Origin of the sequence: Rhodoferax sp. (assembly GCF_013297935.1) — a bacterium.
Lineage (GTDB): Bacteria > Pseudomonadota > Gammaproteobacteria > Burkholderiales > Burkholderiaceae_C > Allorhodoferax.
The window spans coordinates 102450-125124 of the sequence record NZ_JAAFIX010000001.1; the positions used below are offsets into that span (position 1 = coordinate 102450).

A 22675-nucleotide genomic window follows, 5' to 3' on the forward strand; every position below is an offset into this window, starting at 1 on the left:
CCAGCAGCACATTTCACTTAAAAATCAGCGCTCAACAGCAAGGGCTACGCCCATACCGCCACCGATACACAAGGACGCCACACCCTTCTTGGCACCGCTGCGTTGCATCTCGTGCAGCAGGGTCACCAAAATACGCGCGCCGGATGCACCAATGGGGTGCCCAATGGCAATCGCACCGCCATTGACGTTGACCTTGGCAGGATCAATGTCCAACAGCTTGTTGACGGCACACGCTTGCGCGGCGAAGGCCTCATTGAGCTCAAACAAATCGACATCAGCTGCTTTCCAACCGGCACGTGCGAGCGCGCGCTGGGTTGCGGACACCGGTCCCAAGCCCATGATGGCGGGGTCCAAGCCCGTTGTGCCGAAACTCGCGATGCGCGCCAAAGGCGTCAAGCCCAGAGCGGCAGCTTTCTTGGCGGTCATGACCATCACACCGGCCGCGCCGTCGTTCAAACCGGACGCATTGCCCGCGGTCACGCTGCCTGCTTTGTCGAAGGCAGGACGTAGCCCAGCCAAGGCTTCAGCGTTGGTTTTTTTGTTGATGAATTCGTCCGTGTCAAACACGACAGGGTCACCCTTGCGCTGGGGAATAGAGACCGCAGCGATTTCAGCTTTGAACTTGCCGGCGTCTTGCGCAGCAGCTGCTTTTTGCTGGCTTCCAAGTGCCAAGGCATCTTGCATGTCGCGGGTAATGTCATTGGCCTTGGCCACGTTTTCAGCGGTGATGCCCATGTGGTACTGGTTGTACACGTCCCACAGGCCATCGGTGATCATGGTGTCGGCCATCTTCCACTCGCCCATGCGCTGGCCGTCGCGGCTGCCCAAGAGCACGTGGGGGGAGGCGCTCATGTTTTCCTGGCCGCCGGCGATCACGATATCGCTATCACCCCACGCCACGGCCTGGGCTGCCAGCATCACAGCCTTCAGGCCGGAGCCGCACACGGCGTTGATCGTCAGTGCGGGGGTTTCTTTGGCAAGACCCGCCTTCATGACGGCCTGGCGGGCAGGGTTCTGGCCTACGCCAGCTGCCAAGACCTGGCCCAGAATGACTTCGCCCACTGCGTCTACCGGTAGCCCGCTGCGCTCGAGAAGGCTCTTGATCACGATGCTTCCCAACTCGGTCGCAGGCACTTTGGCCAAAGAGCCACCAAATTTTCCGACTGCAGTACGGGCTGCAGCAACGATCACGATCTCTTCCATCAGGTGTCTCCTTCTTAGTAAATCAAAAAAACTCAGGCCTTCGCCTGCACATAGCGCCCTGGAGCTGCCTCTATGGCCTTGTACTTCCCTTTGCCATACGTTTTGGGTGCAGCAATTTGCTTGCCAGCGTGGCCCTTGAGCCACAGGGACCAGTCGGTCCACCAGCTGCCGGGAAATTCGACAGCACCCTCCAGCCACTGTGCGTGCGTCTTGGGCAATTTGCCGTCGGCACGGATCCAGTGGCTGCGTTTGTTTTTGGCGGGCGGATTAATGACTCCCGCGATGTGCCCCGAGGCCCCCTGCACAAACCGTTTTTTCCCGGGCAGGACCTGGGTAGATGCATACGCCCCACCAATCGGAACGATATGGTCTTCCCGCGAGCCGTAGATATAGACCGGAATATCAACCGCCGCGAGATCGAGTTTCTGGCCGCAGACGGTCAGCTTTCCGGGCTTTTTAAGGTTGTTTTCCAAATAGGTGTTACGCAGGTACCAGGCGTAATACGGACCGGGCAAATTGGTGCTGTCGCTGTTCCAGTAGAGCAGGTCAAACGGTGGCGGCGTTTCGCCCTTCAGGTAGTTGCCCACCACGTAGTTCCACACCAGATCATTGGGGCGCAAAAAACTAAAGGTGCTGGCAAGGTCCTGACCCTTCATGAGGCCGCCCTTGCCCAACTCCGCTTCGCGGAACTTGACCATGGCTTCGTCGATAAACACATCGAGAATGCCAGTGTCCGAAAAGTCCAGGAAAGTGGTAAGAAAAGTGGCACTGTCGACCGGCTTTTCTCCGCGTGCCGCCAGCACACCCAGTGCGGTGCCCAGCATGGTGCCGCCGACACAGAAGCCCAGGGCATTGATGGTAGGTGAGCCGCTGATCTCGCGGGTCACGCCGATAGCGCGGATCACCGCATGCTCGATGTAGTCGTCCCAGGTTTTATGGGCCAGCGTCTGGTCCGGATTGCGCCAGCTCACCACAAAGGTGCGATGGCCCTGCTCCACGGCGTAGCGGATCAGCGAGTTCTCGGGCTGCAAGTCGAGGATGTAAAACTTGTTGATACAGGGCGGCACGAGCAAGAAAGGCTTCTCGTACACCTTGGCGGTCAAGGGTTTGTATTCGATGAGCTGAAACAGTTCGTTCTCAAAAACCACAGCGCCTTCGGTGGTCGCTACGTTTTTCCCTACCTCGAAAAGACTTTCGTCGGTCATGGAAACGTGACCTTGCTGGAGGTCGTGCACCATGTTTTTCACACCTTGGGCAATGCTTTCGCCCTTGGTTTCGATGGCTTTCTTCTGAGCCTCCGCATTCAGGGCGAGGTAGTTGCTCGGGGCCGCGGCGGCCATCCATTGCTCTACCGCAAAGCGGATGCGATTCTTGGTTTTGTCGTCGGTTTCCACCGCCTCCGCCAGACCCATCATGGTCCGGGCGTTGAGCAAATAGGCGGACGCTGCGTAGGCGGCAACGGGGTTGTCGCTCCACGCGGGGGCCGCGAACCGGCGATCCTGCAGCGCTGGAGGGTGCCCCAGCCCTTGTGTGAAGAGTTTGACCGCTTCTTCTACGTAACTGGTTTGCAGTGCCTGCAGGCGCTCGGGGGCAAACTTGATGTCCGGCGCCGCCTCTTTGAGGGGGGCAAAGCCGGCACCGGCGCCAGCAGCGTCCAGCCCTTTGAAGGACTCCAGCGCTTTGGCGAAGCTTTGGGTGAATGCCTGTTGGAACTGCTCGGCCGCTTGGGCCATGAAGTCGGAGGAGGGTTGCGTCACGCCATCACCTTGAAAATTAGTGGGTCTAGTCTAACGCCCAAGTATGGCAGTCTTAAGCTGCGATATCCTGACAGCCCACACTCTCCGAAACCCTTATGTACATCGTCCCCATTGCCTGGATTTATGTCGCGCTCATGATGAGCGTGGCCGAGGCCACCAACACCAATGGCTCGGTGCTGGGCGCGATCTTTACATTTGTGCTTTATGGCGTATTGCCGGTGGCCCTGATGATGTATTTCATGGGCACCCCGGCCCGCAAGCGGGCGCTCCGGGCTCAAGAGCAGGCGCAGCGGGACGCCGCCATAGCCGCCCACCAAGCGGCAGCCGGCGGCCAGCCCGACTCACTCCAACCAGATACAGGCAGCCATACGGCCACTGATGCGGTCCCTGCGGTGACTGAAAAACCGTGAGGGGTTGCTGACGGTGCACCAGGCGGGGCTTCCGTCGTTGCCATAGATGCGCTGCACACCGGCCGCCTGCAAACGCTGGCGGGCCAAGCCCGGCAGGTCCGCCAGCCACTTGCCGGCACTAAGAGGCTGAAAGAAAGCTTGGGCCTGCGGCAGCGCCTCGACAAAGGCACTACGGACCTCATCGCCCACCTCAAAAGCCCCTGGGCCGATGCAAGGCCCGAGCCACGCTATGATTTCAGTAGCACCCCCCGCTTTATTAGCGGGGGCTAGAGGGCAAAATGACTCTAAAGTCTGCTCCAGCACCCCGGTACCTCCCTGCCCTAGCAAACCACGCCAACCGGCGTGCGCCGCAGCAACCCGGCCACCCCCGGTCGTTGTCAGCAGCACGGGCAGGCAATCGGCCACCATGATGGTGCACACGGCACCCGGGTGGCTGGTGGTGCAAGCGTCGGCCTCGGTACCGTCGGGGGTGCGCCCATCAAGCTCAATGCACTTCGTGCCGTGAACCTGGTTTAAAAACACCGGCCGGCCGCCTACAGCTTGGGCAAGCCGCTGCCGGTTCTGGGCCACCGCAGCAGCATCGTCCGCCACATGCAGGCCGAGGTTCAGCCCGGCGTACGCACCTACCGACACCCCGCCTTGGCGCGTCGTAAAAACCGAGCGCACGCCGGCAGGTGCGGGCCAGTCGGGGATGAGCCAACCGTGTTCCGGCGAGGCCGGTTCGGGCGCTCTACCGGGGGGCATCGGGACACGCATCAGGAATGGCCGCTTGAAATGCCGGCAGCGCCATGCAGGCCTCAAAGGCAGCCATGGTGCGGGGCAAGCCCTCTAGCGGCACGGCAAAACGCCGGGCATTAAAGATGAGGGGCACCAAGCAACAATCGGCCTGCGTCGGGGTGTCGCCAAAACAAAAGGTGCCTGGAGCCGCGCCCCCGCGGGCCTGCTGCCACGCATCCAGCTTCAGAAGTTGCGTCTCAAAGCTCTCCAGTCCTTGTCGGGTCCAGTGGTGGTACCAACGGTCTTTGGAGGTGTCGGGCAAACCCATTTCCGCCTGCAGAAATTTGAGCACCCGCAAGTTATTCAAAGGGTGAATTTCGCAAGCAATGGACAGTGCCAAGGCCCGCACCCGGGCCTTGGCAAGCGGACTTGCAGGCAGCAAAGGCGCATCAGTGTGCACCTCATCCAGGTACTCCATGATGGCAACGGACTGCGTTAAAAGCTCCCCTTCATCTTCCAGCACCGGCACCAGAGCATCCGGGTGGGTGCTGCGGTAGTCTGCCTGGAGCTGCTCGCCCCGGGCGAGATGGACCGCGGCATAGTCGTAAGGCAGGCCTTTGAGGCCCAAAGCAATCCGGACCCGGAATGCAGCAGAAGATCGGAAATAGCTGAACAATTTCATGCCGCCGAGCATAAACCGATGCCGTTACCATTCGGCTTTCAACCCACGCATTTGGAGACCCCATGATTCTTGAGCTTGCCGACATCCGTATCCAGCCCGGCCAGAATGCCGCATTTGACGAAGCCATTGCCCGCGGTCTGCGCGATGTCATCAGTCAAGCCAAAGGATGCCAGGGCTTCAAGGTCAACAAGGGAATCGAAAGCCCCGAGCGCTACATCCTGCAGATTTTCTGGGACACGCTGGAAGACCACACCGTCGGCTTCCGGGAGAGTGAGCTCTTCACCCAATGGCGCGCCATCGTGGGCCCCTTCTTTGCGCAGCCCCCCGTGGTGGAGCACTTCGACCTGGTGGTGAAATCCGTCTGACCGCGTCGCACCCACCCGTACTCTGAGGGAGTTCATGATGAGCTATGTGTTTTCTGCCCCTGCTGCCGCCAGCGTTGCCATCACGGGAATCGCCGAGCGGTTTCCGGTGCACCGCATTTACTGTGTGGGCCGCAACTACGAAGAGCACGCCAAGGAAATGGGCCAAACCGGTCGAGAGCCTCCCTTCTTTTTCATGAAGCCGGCGGATGCGGTACTGGCAGCAGACCCGGGCCAGGCGGTGGACATGCCCTACCCCACCCTCACTGCCAACCTGCACCATGAGGTGGAGTTGGTGGTGGCGATCGGTACCGGCGGGAGCAACATCCGGGCAGAAGATGCACACCACTATATCTATGGCTATGCCGTGGGCCTGGACATGACCCGCCGTGACCTGCAAAACGATATGAAAAAACAGGGTCGCCCCTGGTGCATCGGCAAGGGGTTTGAACACTCGGCCCCCATAGGCGCCATCACTCCGGCAACCGGCTTGCCCGATGTCACCTCGGCAGACATTGCGCTGCTGGTGAATGGCTCGCCGCGCCAGCGCAGCAGCGTGAGCAAGCTGATCTGGAATATTGCGGAAACCATTGAACAACTCTCCGCCGCCTGGACGCTGCAGCCCGGCGACCTGATATTCACCGGTACCCCGGAGGGTGTGGGCGCTGTTGTTCGCGGCGACGTGCTGCACGCCACCGTAGATGGCTTGGAGCCACTGAAGGTGCGTATCGTCTAAACCGCCTTAGAACTTGCGCTGAAACCGCACACGCAGGCCCAACTGGGGAGCGGCGCTTGCGTCCATTAAGGATGCACCTTCGTTGGCAAAAGCATCGGTCAGACCCGTGTCGACATGGCAGACAGGGAAACACGGGCAGCCCGTGGCTTGCATGCAGCCAGTGTTAGGAGGTGCGCATGGGCCTCGCGTGCATCGCCGCCGGGCTGACGCCTCAACCTTGCGACCGGTTTGCCTTGGACAACTCTGAGCGTTAACAATTCGCCCGAAAACCTCAGGGCATAAGCAGTTTTGTGATTTAAATGCAGCAATGCATCACTTGCTCTCTTGCATTACAGTGAAGCTCTTTTTGGTCCTGTATCCGTCACCCTCATCAAGGCTCCATGCAGCGCGCTCCCCTCAAACATTGCAAAGAATGCGGTACCGCCGTGGTCTACCGCGTGCCGGATGACGGCGACACCAAACCCCGGGCGGTGTGCCCGGCTTGCCACACCATCCACTACGAGAACCCGCTCAATGTCGTGGGCACCGTGCCTTATTGGGGCGATCAGGTTTTGCTGTGCAAACGCAACATCGAACCGCGCTACGGCAAATGGACGCTGCCTGCAGGCTTTATGGAGCTGAACGAAACTACGGCCGAAGGCGCTGCCCGCGAAACCGTCGAAGAAGCCGGTGCCCAGTTTGAACTCCAAGGCCTGTTCAGCTTGCTCAATGTGGCGCGCGTCGGGCAAGTGCATCTCTTTTACCGCGCCCGCCTCACCAGCGACCAGTTTGCGCCGGGTACAGAAACCATCGAAGCCCGGCTCTTCCGTGAAGACGAGATACCGTGGGACGAGATCGCCTTCCGAACTGTTAAAGAAACCCTGGACTGCTACTTTGCCGACCGGCGAAGCGGCCACTACGGCATTCACACCCTCGATATCACGTGAGCCAGGCCATGCTGCCCAGCTACGTGGTGCTGGACCTTGAAACCACGGGCGGCAATGCGGTCCACGACAGAATCACTGAAATTGCCGCCGTGAGGATAGACAAGGGCGTGGAAACCGCGCGTTGGTCCACCTTGGTCAACCCGGGTGTGCGCATACCGCCCTTTATTCAAAGCCTCACCGGCATCACCGATGCCATGGTGGAAGATGCCCCCACGTTTGAACAAGTGGCCAAGCCACTCCTGGCCTTGCTGGAAGGCGCTGTTTTCGTGGCCCACAACGTGCGCTTTGACCATGGCTTCGTGCTCCACGAGCTGGCGCGGCTGGACATTGCCTTGAAGGTTAAAACCCTGTGCACCGTGCGCCTGTCGCGCCGCTTGTACCCCCAACACAAGGGGCATGGGCTGGATGCCATCTTGCAGCGCCATGGACTCCAGACCCAGGCACGCCACCGCGCCATGGGTGATGTAGAGGTTGTACTTGCGTGGCTGGAGGTAGCGGCCAAAGAGCTGGGCCCGGAGGCCCTTGAGCGCGAAGCGCTGGGCCTGCTGCAAAGCAGTGCCGCCCTGCCCCCTTTACTGGAGACTGCGGTGTCGGACATTCCCGACACGCCCGGCGTGTACCTGTTTTACGGCGAAGGAAGCATTCCCCTCTACATCGGCAAAAGCGTAACGATGCGCACACGCGTGATGTCGCATTTTCAGGCCTCGACCAAGGTGGCCCGCGAAATGCGCATTCTGCAAGAGATACGGCGGATTGAGTGGCGCGAAACAGCCGGCGAACTGGGGGCTTTGCTGCTGGAGTCCCGACTGGTTAAAGAGCTTCAACCGATCCACAACCGCTTGCTGCGGCGCGAAAAGCAACTCACTGCCTGGAAGCTGCATGCTGATCCGGCGATGCGACCGGTCGTGCAACTGGTGCGCCTGGACGAGGTGGATGCTGCCGATATGGGGAGCCTCTACGGCGCGTACCGCTCCAAACGGCAAGCCCTAGACGCGCTTCGCACCCTGGCGGAAACCCACCAGCTGTGTCCCTATGCTCTGGGTCTGGAGTCCGGCAAAGGCGCCTGCTTTGCCAGCCAGATCGGACGCTGCAAAGGCGTTTGCGCCGGGCGCGAGCCACCGGCACTGCACCGGGTGAGACTCCAAATTGCACTGGCCGAACACCGCCTGCTTGCGTGGCCGCACCCCGGACCTATGGGAATACGGGAGCACAACCCTCTTACGGGTCGCACCGATATTCATGTGTTTGATCAGTGGTGCCACGTGGCCACCGTGCATGATGACCATGCTTTGCAGGAAGCCGTTGCACAGCGCCAGGTGTTGGCTTTTGACCTCGACACCTATCGCCTGCTGGTGAAGCGACTCACAGGTGCCGGCTTGCGGTCGCGCGAAGTCGTTCACCTTGGAGCCCGCCTTGACCACGCCGCCTAACTCCGTGAGGGTACAACTCGCAAGCGCACTTCTCGACTTGGTGGTGCACGTGCCGCAGAGCGCGGAGCGAGCGCGCGACGATGCGGACCTGCGTGCCCATACCATTGCACGCAAGGCGGCACGGCAAGCGAGCATGGTCGCAGCCACGCTGTCGCTTCCCCCGGGGTGGATGGGCTGGCTCACAGTGCTGCCCGAAATGATCAGCGTCTGGAAGATTCAGGCCCAGATGGTTGCCGACATCGCAGCGCTGCATGGCCAGCAGACCCATCTGGGCAAAGAGCAGATGCTGTATTGCCTTTTCAGACATGTTTCTGCGCAACTGTTCCGCGACTTTGCGGTCAGAGCTGGCGAACGCGTGGTGGTGCGCTCCAGCACCATGAAAGCCCTGGAGGCGCTCGCGCTACAGATCAGCGGAAAACTTCTAGGCTCCGCCTTGCGAAAAGGCGCTTCCCGCTGGATTCCCTTGGTGGGCGCTGTCGGAGTGGGCGCCTATGCCTACTACGACACCTTACAGGTAGCAAAAAATGCGCAGCATCTTTTCCAGATTCAAAGCCCTAACGGCGCCCGGAATATGAGCCAATAGTGGCCTGATACCAGACGAATACTGCGCACTCCGCTATGTTTTTGATAGCAACTTCAGAGCGGTGCGCATTGCAGTCACAATAGGCCCCTTTTCAGAATTCCGCTGCTCCTTGCTATGGCCAAACTCTTCTTCCGCTACTCGGCCATGAATGCCGGCAAATCAACCTCGCTCTTGCAGATTGCCTATAACTATGAAGAGCAAGGACAGCGGGTGGCGCTCTTTACAGCGCGTATCGATGATCGCAACGGCGTGGGCAGCATTGCGTCCCGCCTCGGCATTGAGCGCCAGGCGGACACCTTTGATGAGCACACCAACTTTGAAGATGTGCTGACACCTCAGCACGGTCTGGCGTGCGTGCTGATTGACGAGTCACAGTTTTTGCAGCCGGCCCAGGTCGCCCAGTTGCATCGCATTGCGCACATGGCCAACATACCGACCATCTGCTTTGGTCTGCGCTCCGACTTTCAAGGCAAGCCCTTCCCTGGAGCCGCTTATTTACTCACCCTGGCGGACGATATCGAAGAGATCAAAACCATCTGCGCCTGCGGCCGCAAAGCGACCATGAACGTGCGGGTGGACGAACAGGGCCAAAGGATTCGCGAGGGCGAACAGGTCGTGATCGGCGGCAACGACCGTTACCAGCAAACCTGTGCACGCTGCTTCTATGAAGGCATCAACCGCTGAAGCGCCCTGAGTCTCGGCCCCTGCAAGGGGTGCCTCGCTTGAGGCTACCGCACATGAAAAAAGCCGTTAAACATTTCTGTTTAACGGCTTTTTCAGTTTTTTGGTCGGTGTGAAAGGATTCGAACCTTCGACCCCTTGCACCCCATGCAAGTGCGCTACCAGGCTGCGCCACACACCGATCGAGCCTCAAATTATAACTCGTGTTTTAGAGCCATTCAGGCATCAGCCATAAGAAGTTCTCGAATATCCAGCAATTCCTTCTTGATATGGAGCCACTCCACTGAGCTGCTAGCGTCTAGCGCCACTTCTTCCGCAACGTCCTCAAAATCCTCCAACTCAGCATCACCGAGCTCCAAGACTTCCATTCCCTCCAACTGGACCTCGCCACTGCGTTTTTTGTCCCGTTCGGTTTGCAGGATTTCCTGCATTTTGTTTCGCGCACCGCTGATCGTAAAACCCTGGTCGTAGAGCAGATCTCGGATCTTCCGGATCATCAGCACTTCATGGTGTTGGTAGTAGCGGCGGTTCCCGCGCCGCTTCATCGGGCGCAGCTGCGTGAATTCCTGCTCCCAATAACGTAGCACATGCGGCTTTACACCGCACAGATCGCCCACTTCACCGATGGTGAAATAGCGTTTGGCGGGAATAGGTGGGAGCGTTTTCTCCATTGAAATCAATGCTGTACGAGACAAAGCGTAGAGGTTACTCTAAGTTTTGTCTGTCTGCAAAATTTCCTTTACCCAAAGGCTACAAATAAATCAGCCGATGTGCTTTACTTCACGCGACCGGCTTGCCTTCGTCCTGGATTTGCTCTTTGAGCTTGTGACTTGCGTGAAAAGTCACCACGCGCCGGGCTTGGATCGGGATCGCCTCTCCGGTTCGCGGATTGCGCCCGGGCCGCGGGGCTTTGGTTCGGATTTGAAAGTTACCGAATCCGGAAATCTTGACGTCCGTGCCGTCAACGAGACTGGTTGCGATGAGATCGAAAAAGGCATCGATCATGTCTTTGGATTCGCGCTTGTTCAGCCCGATCTGTTCAAAAAGCAAATCAGAGAGCTGCGCCTTGGTCAGCGCAGGGGTCTCCAGACTTTCAACAGAAAACTCCATAGATCGATCCTTTTCCGTAATCTGAATCACACGCGCTGGCGCGCGCCAACCGAGCTCACCAATTGGGCGACAACAGCTTTCATGGCCGCGTCGATCTGCTCTTCGGTCAAAGTGGCATCGTCACTGTTGAGCGTCAGGCGCAAGGCGAGGCTGCGGTCGGTGCTACCGGCTTCAGTGGCTTGATCTTTTCCGACCTTGGGTCGATAGACATCGAACAACTGCACATCCCGCAAGAGGCCATCCGTTGGCGCGGCACGCACTGCAGACACGATATCCGCATGGGAAACCTGGTCACCCACCACGACTGCCACATCCCGCTGCACGGCTTGGAACTTGGCAACGCTCTGGAACACCGGGACCTTCCGGGCCAGCACGGCATCGAGCTCCAATTCAAAGATCACTGGCGCATGCGCCAGCTCGTAAGACTGGCGCCATTTGGGGTGCAATTCGCCCACAAAGCCGATAGTTTTGCCATCCAACATCACCGCAGTGGTACGACCGGGGTGCAATGCTGGGTGTTGAGCCGGCACAAACTCGGGCTTCAGCGGAGCCAACAAAGCCTCCACATCGCCTTTGACATCGAAAAAGTCAACCGTCTGATCCTTGCGGCCCCACTGCAACGCATCTGCACCGCCGCTCGCCAGACCCGCAACACGCATGGGTTGATCGAAGCCCTCTACGGTGCTATCGGTACTCTTGACCGACGCATCACGCAAAAATACCCGACCTATCTCGAACACCCGCACGCGGGGCGCTTTGCGTGCGAGATTGAATCGCAGCACTTGCAGAAGCGAACCCACCAAGCTGCTTCGCATCACACTCATCTGGCTAGCAATCGGGTTCAAAAGCTTGATGGGGTTGGAGTTACCCGCCAGCTCATGCTCCCAGCGCTCTTCAACAAAGCTGAAGTTAATGGTTTCTTGGTAACCCAGCGCAGCGAGTGAACGACGTACCGCGAACGGGCTGCGCTCGCTCTCAAGCCGAATCTTGGCAGTGATAGGCGCTTGCGGCGGTGTGTGGGGCAGGTTGTTGTAACCCACCATGCGCGCCACCTCTTCAATGAGGTCCTCTTCGATTTGCAGATCGAAGCGGAAGGATGGCGGTGTGACCGTAACAACACCTTCGGCCTCGTGGACTGAGAGGCCCAGGCGCCGTAGTGCCGTTGCGCACTGTTCTTGCGTCAAGGGCATGCCGATGACCTTGACCGCGCGCGCGACACGCAAGCTCACTGGCGGCGCCGCAGGCAATGTGCTGACCACATCCTCCACAGGGCCACACTGGGTTTCAGCGGTACCGCAAATCTCAATGATCAGCTGTGTAATCCGCTCAATATGTTCCACGGTGCCTTGGGGGTCTACTCCGCGCTCAAAGCGGTGGCCGGCATCCGTCGAAAAATTGAAACGTCGCGACCGCCCTGCAATCGACTTGGGCCACCAGAACGCAGCCTCGAGGTAAATGTGACGTGTGTCATCGGATACAGCGGTGGCGTCCCCACCCATAATGCCCGCGAGCGACTCAACATGCTGCCCATCAGCGATCACGCCAACTTTTTCATCGAGGGTGACGGTGGTGCCATTCAGCAGCTTCAGTTGCTCGCCCTCACGACCCCAGCGCACATCAAGCCCACCTTGAATTTTCTCAAGGTCAAAAATGTGGCTCGGGCGCCCCAGTTCGACCATCACATAGTTCGAGATATCCACCAAAGGGCTGACGCTGCGTTGACCGCACCGGGAGAGTCGATCCACCATCCACTGTGGAGTGCTGGCCTTGGTATTGACGTTGCGGATGACGCGCCCGGAAAAACGGCCGCACAGGTCAGGCGCGCTGATCTTGACCGCAACTTTGTCTTGGATAGCGACCGCAGCTGCCGGAAACTCCGGAGCCAATAGAGGCGCACCTGTCAGAGCAGATACCTCGCGCGCTACACCATACACACTCAGGCAATGCGCGAGGTTGGGCGTCAACTTGAGGGTGAACAGGGTGTCGTCCAGGTCCAGATAGTCGCGGATGTTTGTGCCCAAAGGCGCATCCAAGGGTAGCTCCATCAAGCCCCCATGGTCTTCATACAGTTTGAGCTCGCGCGCGGAGCACAACATGCCTTGGCTTTCGACACCACGTAGCTTGCCGACCTTAATCAGGAAGGGCTTGCCATCTTCTCCGGGGGGCAACTCTGCGCCCACCAAGGCACAGGGAATACGGATACCAACACGCGCATTGGGTGCGCCACAGACAATGTTCAGCAACTCGGCTTGACCTACATCGACCTTGCAAACGCGCAAACGATCGGCATTGGGGTGTTGCTCGGCCTCCTTGATCTCGCCCACTACGATCTGGGTGAATGGAGGTGCTACAGGCTTGAGTTCCTCGACCTCCAGACCAGCCATGGTCAAGGTATCTGCAAGCTGGGCGGTAGAAATGGCGGGGTTGCAAAAAGTGCGCAACCAGGATTCTGAAAATTGCATGTTCGGGACCGGCGTTTGACTTGTACGTGTGGATTACTGGAATTGCGACAGGAAACGGACATCGCCGTCAAAGAACAGGCGCAAGTCGTTCACGCCATATCGCAACATCGTCAATCGATCGGGGCCCATGCCAAAAGCAAAGCCGATAAATTTTTCGGGGTCCAATCCCATATTGCGGATGACGTTGGGGTGAACCTGGCCGGAACCGGCGACTTCCAACCAGCGACCCGCGAGAGGGCCCGTTTGGAATTGAATGTCGATCTCTGCGCTGGGCTCCGTAAAGGGGAAAAAGCTGGGGCGGAACCGCAGCACCAGATCATCCGATTCAAAGAAAGTACGGCAGAAATCCGTGAAGACGAATTTCAGGTCTTTAAAGCTCACGTTTTCACCCACCCACAGTCCCTCGCATTGGTGGAACATGGGCGAGTGGGTTGCGTCACTGTCTACACGGTAAGTACGGCCCGGCGCGATGACGCGAATCTCTGGCATGTCGCCAGAGTAAAGACCTTCAGACACAGCCCCTGCTGCAGCCCGGTGCGCCTTGACATGCTGCACTGCATAGCGAATCTGCATCGGGCTTGTGTGGGTACGCAGCAAGTTAGGCGCGGCCTCAGAACCACCCTCCACGTAAAAGGTGTCGTGCATCGAACGCGCGGGGTGATCTTCCGGCGTGTTGAGTGCGGTGAAGTTGAACCAATCGGATTCAATCTCAGGACCTTGTGCCACATCGAATCCCATGGAGCCGAAGATGGCTTCAATGCGTTCAAGGGTGAGCGACACAGGATGTAAACCGCCCTGTCCCCGCTGACGGCCCGGCAGAGTAACGTCCAACGCCTCCGCTTGGAGTTGCGCTTGCAACTCTTCGTCCGCCAACGCTTGACGACGCTCCGTAAGCGCCGCCTCGATAGCTTGTTTGGCCAAGTTGATCGCAGCACCGCGAGATTTTTTCTCCTCGACACTGAGAGCCGCCATGCCCTTCATGAGTTCAGTGATCTTGCCAGACTTACCTAAAAATAAGGCTTTCGCATTCTCAAGGTCGGCAGGAGTAACGGCTTGCACAAATGCAGCTTTGGCAGCTTCTACGATGTCGTTCAACTCGGTCATAAATTCAGTTGTTGCGATTCAAATCAATGAAAAAGGGCTAGTGCTTTTTCAAGCGCTAGCCCTTGTTTCTGGTGCGCAGAGTGCTACTGAATCAATAGCACCCTACTGCGGACTCAAGCAGCCAGTTTGGCTTTCACTTGTTCCACAATGCCAGCAAAAGCAGCCATGTCGTGGATCGCGATATCAGACAGAACCTTACGGTCGATCTCGATATTGGCTTTCTTCAGACCATTGGCAAACTGGCTGTATGTCATGCCGCATTGACGGGCTGCCGCGTTGATACGGGCAATCCACAACTGACGGAACACACGTTTCTTGGTGCGGCGGTCACGGTAGGCATATTGCCCAGCCTTCATTACCGCTTCTTTAGCGATACGGAAAACATTACCGCGGCGACCACGGAAACCCTTAGCAAGGGCCAGAACTTTTTTATGGCGGGCGCGAGCCGTTACACCACGTTTGACGCGAGGCATGTGATTACTCCTTGTACGTCGTTAATCAAATACCACGACCGGGCAACATCTGTGCCATGTGACCCATATTGGTCTCATGAACAGCTGTAGAACCGCGCAAGTGGCGTTTATTTTTAGTGGTCTTCTTGGTCAAGATGTGACGTTTGAAGGCTTGACCGCGCTTAACGGTACCACCTGGACGGACGCGGAAGCGTTTCTTCGCCGCGCTCTTGGTCTTCATTTTGGGCATGTTCATGCTCCTTTTCTTTTGTGCTCGTGAGGCGTCTGGAAAACTTTTCCAGCCTTGTTGGCCCCGAGCCACTTGTGCATCACCTTTTCAGGCTCTGCTTTGCAAAGCTGCTTTCACAGCTTTGCGGCTTGTAAACGGGTGACCAGACCCGCCTACAAAATTTAAGCTGCAGCTTCTGCTGCAGGCTTTGGAGAGCCACCCGGCTTCTTGCGGCCCGGTGCAATCATCATGATCATCTGGCGGCCTTCCAACTTAGGGAACTGCTCCACGATGATGGTGTCACCCAACTCATCGCGCATGCGCTGGAGCATGGCCAAACCGATTTCCTGGTGGGTGATTTCCCGACCGCGGAAGCGCAAAGTGATCTTGCACTTGTCGCCATCCGCCAAGAAGCGCTTGATATTGCGCATCTTGATGTTGTAGTCACCATCATCGGTACCGGGGCGGAATTTAATTTCCTTGATCTCGATAACCGTTTGCTTGGCTTTCGCTTCCGCAGCCTTCTTTTGCTCTTGGTACTTGAACTTGCCATAGTCCATCAACCGGCACACGGGCGGGTTGGCAGTTGCAGCAATTTCAACGAGGTCAACATCCAGCTCACCTGCCATGCGCAGGGCTTCCATCAGGCTGACAACACCCAAGGGCTCATTCTCAGGGCCGGAGAGGCGAACCTCAGGGGCCATGATTTCACGATTCAAACGGTGTTTACGTTCTTCGCGCTGGCGGCGGTCACGAAATTCAGTAGCGATGACTCAATCCTTCACAATATCTGCTACAAAAACTGTAGCGGTTGCCGCACAACGCGCACCAACAATCTCTTGATTCCTTGGAAAAACTCTTCAGGAAGTTTTGTTGGCAATGTCCGAGGTAATGCGTTCAATGAACGCCCCAAGAGGCATTGCACCGAGGTCTTGACCACCCCGGGCACGCACTGCGACAGCGCCTGCTGCCATCTCTTTGTCGCCAATAACGACCAGATACGGCAGCTTCTGCATCGAATGCTCCCGTATTTTATAGGTTATTTTCTCGTTGCGCAGGTCTAAATTGACCCTAAGCCCTTGATCCTGCAGCGTTTTCGCGACGTTCCGGGCGTATTCGGCCTGCGCATCGGTGATGTTGAGCACCGCAATCTGGATAGGTGCAAGCCACGCCGGCAACGCTCCCGCGCTCTCTTCGATCAAGATTCCAATAAAGCGCTCCAAGCTTCCGACAATCGCGCGGTGCAGCATGATAGGGCGATGGCGAGCGCCATCTTCGCCGACGAACTCAGCATCCAGACGCTCCGGCAAATTGGGATCTACCTGAATGGTGCCGCACTGCCACGGACGCCCGAGGGCATCTTTCAAGGTGTACTCGATTTTGGGGCCATAGAAAGCACCCTCACCCGGCAAATACTCAAACTCGCAACCCGATGCACGCAAGCCTTCAGCCAGCGCGTTTTCTGCACGATCCCAACTCTCCTCGCTGCCGATGCGTTTTTCAGGGCGTGTCGACAACTTATAAATGATGTTGGTAAATCCAAAATCTTTGTAGACCTTCTGCAAAAGTGTCGTGAACGCAATGACTTCAGATTGAATCTGGGCCTCGGTACAAAAGATGTGACCATCGTCCTGCGTGAAAGCGCGCACCCGCATGATGCCGTGCAAGCCGCCGGACGGCTCATTGCGGTGGCAGGCGCCAAACTCACCGAAGCGCAATGGCAGATCGCGATAGCTCTTGATGCCATGTTTGTAGATAAGGATGTGCCCCGGGCAGTTCATCGGCTTGAGTGCGTAATCACGCTTTTCCGACTCGGTGATGAACATGTTTTCACGGTACTTGTCCCAGTGGCCGGTTTTCTCCCACAAACTCTTATCGATGATTTGCGGGCCCTTAACCTCTAAGTAACCGTTGTCTTGGTACACCTTGCGCATGTACTGCTCCACACCTTGCCAGAGGGTCCAGCCCTTGGGATGCCAGAACACGGTTCCGGGGGAGTGCTCATCAATGTGGAACAAGTCCAGCTCACGCCCCAGTTTGCGGTGGTCGCGCTTTTCAGCTTCTTCCAACATCGTCAAATGCTGCTGGAGCTCATCTTTGGTGGCCCAAGCGGTGCCGTAAATGCGCTGCAACATTTCGTTGCGATGGTCCCCGCGCCAATAGGCACCGGCCACTTTCATAAGCTTGAAATGCTTCAGCTTGCCGGTGCTGGGCACATGGGGGCCACGGCAAAGGTCTTCAAACTTACCTTCGCGGTACAAAGAAACGTCTTCATTTGCAGGGATGCTGGCAATGATTTCTGCCTTGTAGTTCTCACCCAGGCTTTTGAAGTAAGCCACCGCATCATCCCGCGGTAAGACACGGCGGCTGACAGGCTCATCCAATGCCGCCAATGCGGTCATCTTCTTCTCGATGGCGACGAGGTCTTCGGGTGTGAACGGGCGCGAGTACGAAAAATCGTAAAAGAAGCCGTGCTCAATCACCGGCCCGATCGTGACCTGTGCTTCAGGAAACAGCTCTTTCACCGCATAGGCCAACAAGTGGGCGGTGGAATGGCGAATGACCTCCAGGCCATCGGCGTCCTTGGCCGTAATGATGGACAACGCACTGTCGGCTGTCATCTGGAAACTGGTATCCACCACTTTGCCATCTACCTTGCCGGCCAATGCGGCTTTTGCCAAGCCGGTGCCGATGGAGGCAGCCACTTCGGCCACGGTAACCGGGCCGGGGAATTCACGTTTGGAACCGTCAGGGAGTGTGATGTGGATCATGGTGGTTTCGAGGAAAGAGGGACTTGAAAAGCAAAAAGCGCGGAGGGGTCCGCGCTTTACTATGAATTTGATAGCTGACTGCGCACAAGGCGCGCGGACTACGGCCTTATTCGCTGATGAATGTTACCGGTGTAGTTCGCGGTGTCATAACCAAACTGCCTTTCTCGCTCTTATACAAAGTTGATTAGTGCATTTTAACCGCAGTCTGCATGAATGAAAAAAGGCCGGGCGCCTTGTGAGCGACCCGGCCTTGACTCCACAGCGGTTGGCTTAGTGGAATTGCTCTTCTTCAGTAGAACCGGTCAGCGCCTTCACAGAGGAGGAACCGCCCTGAATGACTGTGGTCACGTCGTCGAAATAACCCACACCCACTTCTTGCTGGTGCGACACAAAGGTGTAACCCTTGTCACGCGCCGCGAACTCAGGCTCTTGCACCATTTCGGTGTAATGCTTCATGCCTTCGCCTTGGGCGTAAGCGTGTGCGAACTGGAAGGTGTTGAACCAGTTGATGTGAATGCCAGCCAAGGTGATGAACTGGTACTTGTAGCCCAAAGCCGACAGGTCTTCCTGGAAAGATGCAATCTGGCTGTCGCTGAGGTTCTTCTTCCAGTTGAACGATGGGGAGCAGTTGTAAGACAACAGTTTGCCCGGGCAAGCAGCGTGCACAGCTTGTGCAAATTCGCGGGCAAAGCCGATGTCGGGCACACCTGTCTCGCACCACACCAAGTCGGCATAGGGTGCGTAGGCAACGCCACGGCTGATGGATTGCTCCAAGCCATTCTTCACCCGGTAGAAACCTTCCTGGGTGCGCTCACCGGTGATGAAAGGTTTGTCGTTCTCGTCGTAGTCGCTGGTGATCAGGTTCGCAGCTTCCGCATCGGTACGAGCCAGAATGATGGTAGGCACGCCCATGGTGTCGGCCGCGAAACGCGCAGCAATGAGCTTCTCAATCGCTTCGCGGGTTGGCACCAACACCTTGCCACCCATGTGACCGCACTTCTTCACAGCAGCCAATTGGTCTTCGAAGTGCACACCAGCAGCGCCGGATGCAATCATGTTCTTCATCAGCTCAAAAGCGTTCAACACGCCGCCGAAACCGGCTTCTGCGTCGGCCACGATAGGCAAGAAGAAGTCAATGAACTCTTTGTCACCTGGGTTGATTCCGCGACCCCACTGAATTTCGTCGGCGCGCTTGAACGTGTTGTTGATGCGGCGAACCATGGTAGGCACCGAGTCGTAGGCGTACAAAGACTGGTCGGGGTACATGGTTTCCGACGTGTTGCCGTCAGCAGCAACTTGCCAACCCGACAGGTAAACGGCCTCCAAGCCAGCCTTGGCTTGTTGCATAGCCTGACCTGCAGAGATCGCACCGAAGGCATTGACGTAGCCTTTTTTGGCGCCGCCGTTCACTTTATCCCACAGCTTTTCAGCACCACGCTGAGCCAGGGTGTACTCAGGCTGCACGCTTCCACGCAAGCGAACCACGTCTGCAGCGGAGTAACCACGCTTCACGCCTTTCCAGCGCGGGTTGGTCGCCCAGTCTTTTTCCAAGGCTGCGATTTGCTGTTCGCGGCTCAGTTGCTCTTTGATGGATTGCGGCATGTGAACACTCCTAGGTTGGTTGATGGTTTCGGCAGCTTTAGCCCTGCCGATGACTTAATTCTAAGTCTTATATAAGACAGAAGTCTAATCTTATGTCTTATATAAGACATAAATTTTCTTGTTTAGAATCAACAAGTTAGAACCGCCATCCTGCAATGCAAAATGAACCAATGCGATCCGAAATTATGACCTCACCCGTTGATGCGAGTGATTCCGCATTGCGACATTAAAATGCAAGCAGCAAAATAATTGACACCCGACCATCAGTAGGCATCTGCGTAGCGATTCAACTCCCATTCGCTGACATGCTGATGAAAGTCGCACCACTCCGCATGCTTGACCTTCAAAAATTGATCAACGAATGCGGTACCGACTGCCGCAGAAAGAAACTGGTTGCCCTCCAAGGCGTCCAACGCTTCCAACAAGTTGCGCGGTAGCGCTGGTGGAAGAGCCCCACCAGCAGCCGCCACTGCATATAAATCTTGATCGCAGGGAGCCGAGGGCTGCATGCGCTTATCCACCCCGTCTAACCCTGCAAGCAAGGTGGCCGCCAACGCCGCATACACATTGCAAGACGGGTCCGGCAATCGCCATTCAAGGCGCCCCGCAACCGTCCGAACAAGGCAAGTGCGGTTGTTATCACCATAGGCCTTCCACACAGGGGCCCACGTGGTGCCAGATGCACTCGAAGTACTTGCAAGGCGCTTGTAGCTATTCACCGTGGGCGCGCATATGGCTGCGAGCGCGTCGGCATGAGCCAAAAGACCTGCCGCAAACTGGTGCCCGTTTGCGCTCAAGCCTAAGGAGTCCTGTCCATGGCTAAACACGGCTTCGCCCTGCGAATTGGTGATGCTGATATGGAAATGCAAACCACTGCCCGGCGAGCCAGCCAGTGGCTTGGGCATTCCACTGAACACCATGCCATGTCGCTCGGCCACGGCGTGGGCGGCAAGTTTGAAAAGCATAAAGCGGTCCGCGGCAGCAAGCGCTTCGTCAAACCGGTAATTCACCTCATACTGACCACTGGCATCCTCGTGATCGATTTGCTGCAAATCGAAACCCAGTGCCACCAGCGTCTGGCGCATGTCATCGAGGTATGCCGAATTCCGGCAAATCGATTTCAGGTCGTAGGAAGGTTTGGCTAAGTGGTCTTCAGCGTCAGCGACACGCCACCGCCCTTCACTTCGCTTGAGCAAAAAATACTCCGGCTCTATGCCAACCCACATCGTCCAGCCGCGCTCGCGTAATCGCGCCAGAGCTGCTTTTAAAACCTGGCGGGAACAGGTTTCAAGCGGCTGACCACCAGCGAAGCCCTCGCAAACGGCATGCGCCACCCCCGGCATGAAGGGCAGAGGCTGGATAGTTTCCGGAAGAATCCGGCCGTAATACTCGCTCCGGGCGCCGAAGCGGGGTAACCCAGTCCCCCAAATGCTGGGGCCGGCAAACCCGGCGCCCACCTCCACCCATTCCTTCAGGTTCTCTACCGGAACAAGCTTGCCCTTAGCCACTCCATGAATATCGGTGAACTGGGGCAGAAGCGAGTGGACACCTTTTGCCTGTAACGAAGAAATGAGCGCTGGATAATCATGCATAAAAAAGACCTCTAGCGCTCATCTATCAAGCGCAACACGCTATGAATACCATAGCATTCTCAAACCGGTGTCGCAGGAACCTGCAGAGATGTAGTAACCGCACGGCTGGCTGCCGCAATTTCACGCTCACGCTTGCGGGTCTGGCGTGCCACCCAAATGCTGTATCCGACGATCACCGTGGTCACGGTCACGATCAACAAGGTAGCCGCCGCATAAATGGTGGGATTGATGCCCCGCCGGGCGTAGCCGAATATGACTTGGGGCAGTGTGTTTACTCCGGGTCCGGACAGAAACTCGGAAATCACCACGTCGTCAAATGACAGGGTGAAGCTCAACAGAAACGCTGCCAAGATACCTTGGGCAATATTGGGTAGCGTGACCAGAAAAAACACTTCATGCGGCCGTGCCCCGAGGTCCATAGCGGCCTCTTCCAATGATCGATTGACCTCTAGCAAGCGCGACTGGATCACCACCATGCCGTAGGCCATGCCTAACAAAGTGTGGCCGAGAATGATGGTGAACATGCCACGCTCGGGCCAACCAAACACATTCTGAGCCCCGACCATAAGCAACAACAACGAGAGACCAATGACCACCTCTGGCATGACCAGAGGAGCATTCACCATGCCTGAGAAGGCAGTACGGCCCAGAAAACGGCGGTAGCGAACCAATACAAAGGCAGCAAAAGTACCCAAGACGGCGGATAACACCCCTGTCACCAAAGCCACCTGAACCGACAACCAGAATCCTTCAACGATTTTGGTGTCCCGGGTCAGAGCCTCGTACCACCGGAGTGAGAAGCCCGTAAAGTTGGCATCTTGCCTGGTGCTGTTGAATGAAAACACCACCATGAACAGTAAAGGCATGTAGAGGAACGCATAGACCAGCGCCAACCAGGCTTTGCCAAAGTGTTTTTCAATCCAGGCTTTCATGAGAATCCTTATTGCTTGGGTTCAGCGGCTTCGCCGGTGTACCGGTAGTACAGGGCCAACGGCACCACAATGAGACCAATCATCACGACCGCCAATGCACTGGCGCGGGGCCAGTTGTTGCTGGTAAACATTTCATCCCACACTACGCGCCCGATCATGATGTTTTCAGGCCCCCCGAGCAGCGATGGAATCACGAACTCGCCCACCGAAGGAATAAACACCAGCATGAATCCCGCCACAATGCCGGCCTTAGACAGTGGCACAGTGACCAGCCAGAATGCCTTGAAGGGTGAGGTCCCCAAGTCGTAGGCGGCTTCCAGCAAGCGGAAATCCATCTTCACCAGATTTGCGTACAGCGGCAGGATCATGAAGGGCAGATACACATAGGTCATGCCGACCAGCATCGACACATTCGTGTACAGCAACTGCACAGGCTCTGAAGTCAGCCCGACGGCCATCATCAACTGGTTGATGACCCCTTGATCCGCCAAGATTCCTTTCCACGCATAGACACGCAAAAGAAACGATGTCCAAAACGGCAGCATCACCATCATGAGCAGCGCCGGGCGCACGCTGGGCTTGGCTCGCGCAATGAAATAGGCAAACGGATAGCCGATCAGCAAACACAACACCGCGGTGCACAGCGCATACCAAATCGAGCGCAAATACGCCTCGATGTACAGCGTCTGAAAGAGCGCCCCACCTTCCCCGGTGCGGAAGATGGACCAGTAGTTCTCGTACTTCAGCTTCAGCAGCCCGGTGCCGGAATCCCAAATCGGCTTGAAGGGGTTGATGTCGTTGCCCATGTCCACGAAACTGATGTAGACCAGAATGAGAAATGGCAACAAAAAGAAAATCAGCAGCCAACTGAATGGCACACCGATCACAAAGCGGCGACCCGGGGTAGGCACAGTGTTGGTGGACATAGCGAACC

The 22675-nt window shown here is 57.2% G+C and carries 24 protein-coding genes and 1 tRNA gene; 7 read left to right on the forward strand and 18 right to left on the reverse strand.

The window, feature by feature from the left end; translation table 11 throughout:
* Window positions 1-24: 24 nt before the first annotated feature.
* Window positions 25-1203: an acetyl-CoA C-acetyltransferase gene (locus QZW03_RS00505; RefSeq protein ID WP_296507344.1), complete on the reverse strand. Its 1179-nt coding sequence runs from the start codon at window positions 1201-1203 to the stop codon at window positions 25-27.
* A gap of 32 nt (window positions 1204-1235) precedes the next feature.
* The gene (gene phaC / locus QZW03_RS00510; protein ID WP_296508291.1) at window positions 1236-2936 is read right to left on the reverse strand and encodes a class I poly(R)-hydroxyalkanoic acid synthase; all 1701 of its coding nucleotides are present in this window, start codon (window positions 2934-2936) and stop codon (window positions 1236-1238) included.
* A gap of 119 nt (window positions 2937-3055) precedes the next feature.
* Here phaC and QZW03_RS00515 point away from each other — a divergent pair, with 119 nt between their 5' ends.
* Window positions 3056-3370 (forward strand): hypothetical protein, encoded by a 315-nt coding sequence (locus QZW03_RS00515; protein ID WP_296507345.1) that lies wholly within the window; start codon window positions 3056-3058, stop codon window positions 3368-3370.
* Here QZW03_RS00515 and pgeF read toward each other — a convergent pair.
* Entirely contained in the window at window positions 3302-4114 is an 813-nt protein-coding gene (gene pgeF / locus QZW03_RS00520) for a peptidoglycan editing factor PgeF (RefSeq protein WP_296507346.1), read from the reverse strand. The genes QZW03_RS00515 and pgeF overlap by 69 nt on opposite strands.
* Window positions 4101-4769 (reverse strand): maleylacetoacetate isomerase, encoded by a 669-nt coding sequence (gene maiA / locus QZW03_RS00525; RefSeq protein ID WP_296507348.1) that lies wholly within the window; start codon window positions 4767-4769, stop codon window positions 4101-4103. Before maiA ends, pgeF begins: the two co-directional genes overlap by 14 nt.
* A gap of 62 nt (window positions 4770-4831) precedes the next feature.
* Here maiA and QZW03_RS00530 point away from each other — a divergent pair, with 62 nt between their 5' ends.
* Both QZW03_RS00530 and QZW03_RS00535 read left to right on the forward strand, forming a co-directional pair.
* Complete coding sequence (locus QZW03_RS00530) at window positions 4832-5134, forward strand: antibiotic biosynthesis monooxygenase (RefSeq protein ID WP_296507350.1); 303 nt, start codon at window positions 4832-4834, stop codon at window positions 5132-5134.
* A gap of 37 nt (window positions 5135-5171) precedes the next feature.
* Window positions 5172-5867 carry a fumarylacetoacetate hydrolase family protein gene (locus tag QZW03_RS00535; RefSeq protein WP_296507352.1) on the forward strand — a complete coding sequence of 232 codons (696 nt, stop codon included), beginning with the start codon at window positions 5172-5174 and terminating at the stop codon, window positions 5865-5867.
* Window positions 5868-5873: 6 nt separating this feature from the next.
* Here the strand turns inward: QZW03_RS00535 and QZW03_RS00540 are convergent, their stop codons facing one another.
* Entirely contained in the window at window positions 5874-6020 is a 147-nt protein-coding gene (locus tag QZW03_RS00540) for a hypothetical protein (protein ID WP_296507354.1), read from the reverse strand.
* Between the two features lie 227 nt (window positions 6021-6247).
* Between QZW03_RS00540 and QZW03_RS00545 the strand changes: the two genes are divergently transcribed.
* The 4 genes from QZW03_RS00545 (at window position 6248) to QZW03_RS00560 (ending at window position 9490) form a co-directional block, all read left to right on the forward strand.
* Window positions 6248-6793 (forward strand): NUDIX hydrolase, encoded by a 546-nt coding sequence (locus QZW03_RS00545; RefSeq protein ID WP_296507356.1) that lies wholly within the window; start codon window positions 6248-6250, stop codon window positions 6791-6793.
* Window positions 6794-6801: 8 nt separating this feature from the next.
* Entirely contained in the window at window positions 6802-8223 is a 1422-nt protein-coding gene (locus QZW03_RS00550) for an exonuclease domain-containing protein (RefSeq protein WP_296507358.1), read from the forward strand.
* Complete coding sequence (locus QZW03_RS00555; protein ID WP_296507360.1) at window positions 8207-8806, forward strand: hypothetical protein; 600 nt, start codon at window positions 8207-8209, stop codon at window positions 8804-8806. Before QZW03_RS00550 ends, QZW03_RS00555 begins: the two co-directional genes overlap by 17 nt.
* A 114-nt stretch (window positions 8807-8920) precedes the next feature.
* A complete protein-coding gene (locus QZW03_RS00560; RefSeq protein ID WP_296507362.1) occupies window positions 8921-9490 on the forward strand; it encodes a thymidine kinase in 570 nt (189 codons plus the stop codon).
* A 101-nt stretch (window positions 9491-9591) separates the two neighbouring features.
* Here the strand turns inward: QZW03_RS00560 and QZW03_RS00565 are convergent.
* The 13 genes from QZW03_RS00565 to QZW03_RS00625 all read right to left on the reverse strand — a co-directional run bounded on the left by QZW03_RS00565 (window position 9592) and on the right by QZW03_RS00625 (window position 22667).
* Window positions 9592-9668 (reverse strand) — tRNA-Pro (locus QZW03_RS00565).
* A 37-nt stretch (window positions 9669-9705) separates the two neighbouring features.
* Window positions 9706-10158: a MerR family transcriptional regulator gene (locus tag QZW03_RS00570; RefSeq protein ID WP_296507364.1), complete on the reverse strand. Its 453-nt coding sequence runs from the start codon at window positions 10156-10158 to the stop codon at window positions 9706-9708.
* 109 nt (window positions 10159-10267) lie between these two features.
* The gene (locus QZW03_RS00575; protein WP_296507365.1) at window positions 10268-10597 is read right to left on the reverse strand and encodes an integration host factor subunit alpha; all 330 of its coding nucleotides are present in this window, start codon (window positions 10595-10597) and stop codon (window positions 10268-10270) included.
* Window positions 10598-10623: 26 nt separating this feature from the next.
* On the reverse strand, window positions 10624-13059 hold the full coding sequence (pheT, locus tag QZW03_RS00580; RefSeq protein WP_296507368.1) for a phenylalanine--tRNA ligase subunit beta: 2436 nt from the start codon (window positions 13057-13059) through the stop codon (window positions 10624-10626).
* 33 nt (window positions 13060-13092) lie between these two features.
* Window positions 13093-14163 (reverse strand): phenylalanine--tRNA ligase subunit alpha, encoded by a 1071-nt coding sequence (gene pheS, locus QZW03_RS00585; RefSeq protein ID WP_296507370.1) that lies wholly within the window; start codon window positions 14161-14163, stop codon window positions 13093-13095.
* A gap of 113 nt (window positions 14164-14276) precedes the next feature.
* Window positions 14277-14636, reverse strand: a complete 360-nt coding sequence (gene rplT, locus QZW03_RS00590) for a 50S ribosomal protein L20 (RefSeq protein WP_296494992.1) — start codon at window positions 14634-14636, stop codon at window positions 14277-14279.
* 25 nt (window positions 14637-14661) lie between these two features.
* Complete coding sequence (gene rpmI, locus QZW03_RS00595; RefSeq protein ID WP_142814204.1) at window positions 14662-14865, reverse strand: 50S ribosomal protein L35; 204 nt, start codon at window positions 14863-14865, stop codon at window positions 14662-14664.
* Between the two features lie 161 nt (window positions 14866-15026).
* Window positions 15027-15614, reverse strand: a complete 588-nt coding sequence (infC, locus tag QZW03_RS00600; RefSeq protein ID WP_296508292.1) for a translation initiation factor IF-3 — start codon at window positions 15612-15614, stop codon at window positions 15027-15029.
* A gap of 90 nt (window positions 15615-15704) precedes the next feature.
* Window positions 15705-17615, reverse strand: coding sequence for a threonine--tRNA ligase (thrS, locus tag QZW03_RS00605; RefSeq protein WP_296507372.1), 1911 nt, complete (start codon window positions 17613-17615; stop codon window positions 15705-15707).
* Between the two features lie 270 nt (window positions 17616-17885).
* Complete coding sequence (gene aceA / locus QZW03_RS00610; protein WP_296507374.1) at window positions 17886-19217, reverse strand: isocitrate lyase; 1332 nt, start codon at window positions 19215-19217, stop codon at window positions 17886-17888.
* A 263-nt stretch (window positions 19218-19480) separates the two neighbouring features.
* Window positions 19481-20809, reverse strand: a complete 1329-nt coding sequence (gene glnT / locus QZW03_RS00615) for a type III glutamate--ammonia ligase (RefSeq protein WP_296507376.1) — start codon at window positions 20807-20809, stop codon at window positions 19481-19483.
* A gap of 59 nt (window positions 20810-20868) precedes the next feature.
* Entirely contained in the window at window positions 20869-21741 is an 873-nt protein-coding gene (locus QZW03_RS00620; RefSeq protein ID WP_296507377.1) for an ABC transporter permease, read from the reverse strand.
* 8 nt (window positions 21742-21749) lie between these two features.
* Window positions 21750-22667, reverse strand: a complete 918-nt coding sequence (locus QZW03_RS00625; protein ID WP_296507379.1) for an ABC transporter permease — start codon at window positions 22665-22667, stop codon at window positions 21750-21752.
* Window positions 22668-22675: the final 8 nt, after the last annotated feature.

Excerpts from the sequence above, each read along its gene's own strand:
- QZW03_RS00505 (WP_296507344.1), bottom strand. The coding sequence starts at position 1,203 with ATGGAAGAGATCGTGATCGTTGCTGCAGCCCGTACTGCAGTCGGAAAA.
- phaC (WP_296508291.1), bottom strand. The coding sequence starts at position 2,936 with ATGGCCCAAGCGGCCGAGCAGTTCCAACAGGCATTCACCCAAAGCTTC.
- QZW03_RS00515 (WP_296507345.1), top strand. The coding sequence starts at position 3,056 with ATGTACATCGTCCCCATTGCCTGGATTTATGTCGCGCTCATGATGAGC.
- pgeF (WP_296507346.1), bottom strand. The coding sequence starts at position 4,114 with ATGCCCCCCGGTAGAGCGCCCGAACCGGCCTCGCCGGAACACGGTTGG.
- maiA (WP_296507348.1), bottom strand. The coding sequence starts at position 4,769 with ATGAAATTGTTCAGCTATTTCCGATCTTCTGCTGCATTCCGGGTCCGG.
- QZW03_RS00530 (WP_296507350.1), top strand. The coding sequence starts at position 4,832 with ATGATTCTTGAGCTTGCCGACATCCGTATCCAGCCCGGCCAGAATGCC.
- QZW03_RS00535 (WP_296507352.1), top strand. The coding sequence starts at position 5,172 with ATGAGCTATGTGTTTTCTGCCCCTGCTGCCGCCAGCGTTGCCATCACG.
- QZW03_RS00540 (WP_296507354.1), bottom strand. The coding sequence starts at position 6,020 with ATGCAAGCCACGGGCTGCCCGTGTTTCCCTGTCTGCCATGTCGACACG.
- QZW03_RS00545 (WP_296507356.1), top strand. The coding sequence starts at position 6,248 with ATGCAGCGCGCTCCCCTCAAACATTGCAAAGAATGCGGTACCGCCGTG.
- QZW03_RS00550 (WP_296507358.1), top strand. The coding sequence starts at position 6,802 with ATGCTGCCCAGCTACGTGGTGCTGGACCTTGAAACCACGGGCGGCAAT.
- QZW03_RS00560 (WP_296507362.1), top strand. The coding sequence starts at position 8,921 with ATGGCCAAACTCTTCTTCCGCTACTCGGCCATGAATGCCGGCAAATCA.
- QZW03_RS00570 (WP_296507364.1), bottom strand. The coding sequence starts at position 10,158 with ATGGAGAAAACGCTCCCACCTATTCCCGCCAAACGCTATTTCACCATC.
- QZW03_RS00575 (WP_296507365.1), bottom strand. The coding sequence starts at position 10,597 with ATGGAGTTTTCTGTTGAAAGTCTGGAGACCCCTGCGCTGACCAAGGCG.
- pheT (WP_296507368.1), bottom strand. The coding sequence starts at position 13,059 with ATGCAATTTTCAGAATCCTGGTTGCGCACTTTTTGCAACCCCGCCATT.
- pheS (WP_296507370.1), bottom strand. The coding sequence starts at position 14,163 with ATGACCGAGTTGAACGACATCGTAGAAGCTGCCAAAGCTGCATTTGTG.
- rplT (WP_296494992.1), bottom strand. The coding sequence starts at position 14,636 with ATGCCTCGCGTCAAACGTGGTGTAACGGCTCGCGCCCGCCATAAAAAA.
- rpmI (WP_142814204.1), bottom strand. The coding sequence starts at position 14,865 with ATGCCCAAAATGAAGACCAAGAGCGCGGCGAAGAAACGCTTCCGCGTC.
- thrS (WP_296507372.1), bottom strand. The coding sequence starts at position 17,615 with ATGATCCACATCACACTCCCTGACGGTTCCAAACGTGAATTCCCCGGC.
- aceA (WP_296507374.1), bottom strand. The coding sequence starts at position 19,217 with ATGCCGCAATCCATCAAAGAGCAACTGAGCCGCGAACAGCAAATCGCA.
- glnT (WP_296507376.1), bottom strand. The coding sequence starts at position 20,809 with ATGCATGATTATCCAGCGCTCATTTCTTCGTTACAGGCAAAAGGTGTC.
- QZW03_RS00620 (WP_296507377.1), bottom strand. The coding sequence starts at position 21,741 with ATGAAAGCCTGGATTGAAAAACACTTTGGCAAAGCCTGGTTGGCGCTG.
- QZW03_RS00625 (WP_296507379.1), bottom strand. The coding sequence starts at position 22,667 with ATGTCCACCAACACTGTGCCTACCCCGGGTCGCCGCTTTGTGATCGGT.